General features: G+C 64.0%; 1 protein-coding gene. It reads right to left on the bottom strand.

Going from position 1 to position 3,442, the window contains the following annotated elements; all coding sequences use genetic code 11:
- Positions 1–293: 293 nt before the first annotated feature.
- On the bottom strand, positions 294–3,221 hold the full coding sequence (locus NFV80_RS09100; RefSeq protein WP_296758446.1) for an HD domain-containing phosphohydrolase: 2,928 nt from the start codon (positions 3,219–3,221) through the stop codon (positions 294–296).
- Positions 3,222–3,442 lie beyond the last annotated feature (221 nt).

Below are 3,442 nucleotides of genomic sequence, written 5' to 3'. Positions count from 1 at the left end.
GTTGTGAGTGGGTCGAGGTCGTTCGCCCGTTTCTGTAAAGAATCCTGACAGTCGCTGGCAGTCGTTCTGCGGCCGATCGTGCTGGCGTTTCCGACATTTCGAAGCCGAACCGGGTCGGTTCTCTCAACGGCTTCGGACGGGGTTGGGCAAAGGGGAATTCAGGTCGTGGCCCCCTTTGCCCACGGCCGGCGATCCATTGCTGACGCGTCTGTGGCAGGCCGGGCCGGGCCGGCGGACACCGGGATTGCCCGCGTTCGCAACGGTACGTGCGGTTCCGGACGACCTCTGCCGTGTCAGCCCGTCAGATCTTCCGGGATGTCGAGCAAGGCCTCAAGCTGCGGCGAGTCGATCTGCTCCGCTTGCAGGAAGCGCTGGGCGTACTCCATGTAAACCCTCGAGCGCAGGAAAAGCGCGAACAGATCAGGGTCGATGTGCTGTTCCCTTTGCATCCGGGACATGATGGCGAGTGCTTCCGACAAGGTCTTGCCCTTCTTGTACGGGCGATCGACTGCGGTCAGCGCCTCGAAGATGTCGGCAATCGCCATCATCCGGGCCAGCGGACTCATCTCCTCGCGCCTCAGCCTGCGCGGATAACCGCTGCCATCCATTTTTTCATGGTGACCCCCGGCGATTTCGGGGACTTGCCGGAGGTGCTTCGGGAACGGCAACTGGGAGAGCATTACCACCGTCTGCACGATGTGCTCATTGATCTTGTAGCGTTCCTCATCGGACAGGGTGCCGCGGGCCACGGTCAGATTGTAGAGTTCGCCACGGTTGTAGAGCAGCGCCGGGACAGGCATGCGAAATCCCCAGCGATTGTCCTTCGGCATCTGATCCTGCGGCCGGCGAGCGAGGAGATGTTCCGGCTTGTCGGCCAGCAGAAGCTCGCTGACCGGCAGCGGCAGCGCCGGGGTGCGTGCCTTGCGCAATTTCTCTTCCTGCGATATGCCCATGCGGTCATCGAGCGTGCGCAACCACGTCCGGCCAGCAATCGCGTGCAGGCGGTCGACTCGTTCCTGCGCCATGAACTCGCCGCCTTCGTTGCACTCGGCGACAAAGGCAAAGTCGTCGTCGAGCGCTCGGAGTTCGGCCGTGAGCCGTGCGCGGGCCGCCGCTTCGTCGCCACCTGCGGCAATCGATCGCAGGCAGTTGATCTCTGCGTCGCGCTTGAGCACCTCGAAGCGCATGCGTACTTCGTGGATGCGGTCGTGAATGGTTTCCAGCTTGGTGGCCTTGTCCACCACGTATTCGGGCGTCGTCACCTTGCCGCAATCGTGCAGCCAGGCGGCCACATGCACCGCTTCCCAGTCGTCTTCGCTCAGCTGGAAATCCTTGTAGGGACCACTGCTGGCGGCGCAGGCGGCGCGCGCCAGCATCTTGGTCAGCTCCGGGACGCGCGCGCAATGTCCACCAGTGTAGGGGCTCTTGGCGTCGATCGCTCCGGCAATCAACTGGATGAACGCCGCGAACAGGTCCTTCTGCGCCCTGATCAACGCCATGCTTTCGAGCGACACAGCCGCCGAGCCGGAAAACGCCTGGACAAAACTCAGGCGGCTGCTGTCGGTCGCGCCGTGGCCGAGCAGGAGCATCGCTCCGACCAGCTCCTTCTTGCGGTTGAGCAGAGGTACGGCAATTGCGTGGCTTGCCCCGGCCAGGCCGGCTCGCGCCAGACCCAGGTGCTCGCGATCCCCGGCTTGCAGCGGCGCGGCACGCGCCAAACCGTCGGCAAGCGCAGTTCCCAGCAAGTGGCCGGCGTCCGCGGTGTCCAGCGCGGGCAATTCGCCGGGCAGTGCTGATCCGCTGTCGTCGAGCGCCGCTGCGGGTTGGAGCCGAGTTCCTTCGGCCAGATAAAGCGCCCCGGCATACGCGCCGGCGGCCGACAGCGTGTCGGCGAGCAGGCGTGGCAACAACCGGTCGAAGTTCCGTTCGGCGGCGATCGCCTGGCTGACTTCCAGAAAGCGGTGAATCGTCCGCTTCATCGCGTCCATCGTCACCGCCAGTTCGGTGACTTCCTCGATCGACGAATCCAGCGCGATCGGTCGTGAGAACTCGAAGTGGCGGATTGCCTCGGCATCGCCGACCAGGCCGCTCAGCGAGCGCGAAATGCTGCGCGCGAGTAGCCAGGTTAGCGGAATCGTCAGCAGCAGGACGAGTAGCGTGCTGATCGCCGAATGATGGATCAGGCGCAGCGCGCCAGCCATCAACTCGCTTTCGGGAATCGCGATGACGAGGTATAGCGGGGGCACGCCCTCGACCTCAATCCGTCGGATCGAAGCGCGCCACTCGTCCTTTCCGACCTGCACGCGGAGCGCCCGCTGCGGTTCGTCCCGCATGTCCCTGACGGCGTGCAGCAACGGTACCAGCGCGGCCACGCCCAAATCGTCGATCCTGGGTAGCGTCGGCTTGCTTTCGCTGGCATCCCTCGTCAGGAGCACACGAGAAAGGTCTTCATGGGCCAGTGCGTAGCCTTCGGAGTTGGCCAGAACAACCTGGCTGCCCGGTGTGACTTTCTGTCTGCCCAGCATCTCGCCGAGCGTGTGCAGCAGGATGTCCGCTCCGACCACGGCCCGCCCGTCGGCCGCACGACTGGCCAGTGTCGTTCCGACCAGGCGGCTGGAGAAAAAGAGGTAGGGAGCGGTCTTGATTTGCGTCGGCGAAGCCAGTCCTTCAGTGAACCAGACCCGGTTCCTTGGATCGTAAGTGGCGGCGTAGTCGGGACGATCATCGGTGCGCAGCCGCTGCAGCCTTGCGTCGAAATACAGGAACTGGCCACGCGGCAGCGGGCCGCCACGTTCGATGCTCTGCACGACATAGGCGCTGCCTGTCGGTGCCCGTTCAGCTTCGGCCGCACTGCCCTGGCCAATCCGCCCGAAGAGAAAGTAGTCGCCGTTGTCATATCCGATGTAGAGCGAAGAGAGTGCCGGCGAGCTGTCGAGGGCCTGCCGCAGGAACGGAAGGCTCGTAAGACGCTCGCCGAGCGAGCGCGCCGCCGTCACTCGCTGCACGCTCAACAGCCGCGTGACGGCTTCCGCCGGTTCGATGATGCGACGCAGTTCGAGCAGCGCTTCGCGGCCGAAACCCTCGGTCAGACTGGTTGCCGAGGTCTCCAGCAAAGCGCTGCTGAGCTGGTAGCCGACGCCGCCAAGAACGCCGCAGACGAGCAGGATCAGCGCCAGAAAAAGCGTAGTGATATGGACGTGTAACGGATAACGGCGGCGCATGTACCTGGCTCCCGGTGGCCTGAGGGTGGCTAACGATACCGAAAAAACGTTGCCCCGTCTGTCCACCGTCCACCGTCCGCGGTCGGGATCGACCTGCCCGAGTCCTCACGGGAAGCAAACCGATGGCAGGTCAATGTCTGCACACCAGGCGCCTCCGAGAGTGTCGTCGTGACACGCGGATGTCTCCCTCCGTGTCGAAAATTCTTACACTCAGGATAAAA

Source organism: Accumulibacter sp. (assembly GCF_023806565.1).
Lineage (GTDB): Bacteria > Pseudomonadota > Gammaproteobacteria > Burkholderiales > Rhodocyclaceae > Accumulibacter.
This window is presented reverse-complemented; position numbering and strand designations above follow the sequence as displayed.

Bases quoted from the DNA above. Each gene is read 5' to 3' on its own strand.
- NFV80_RS09100 (WP_296758446.1), bottom strand. From the start codon at position 3,221: ATGCGCCGCCGTTATCCGTTACACGTCCATATCACTACGCTTTTTCTG.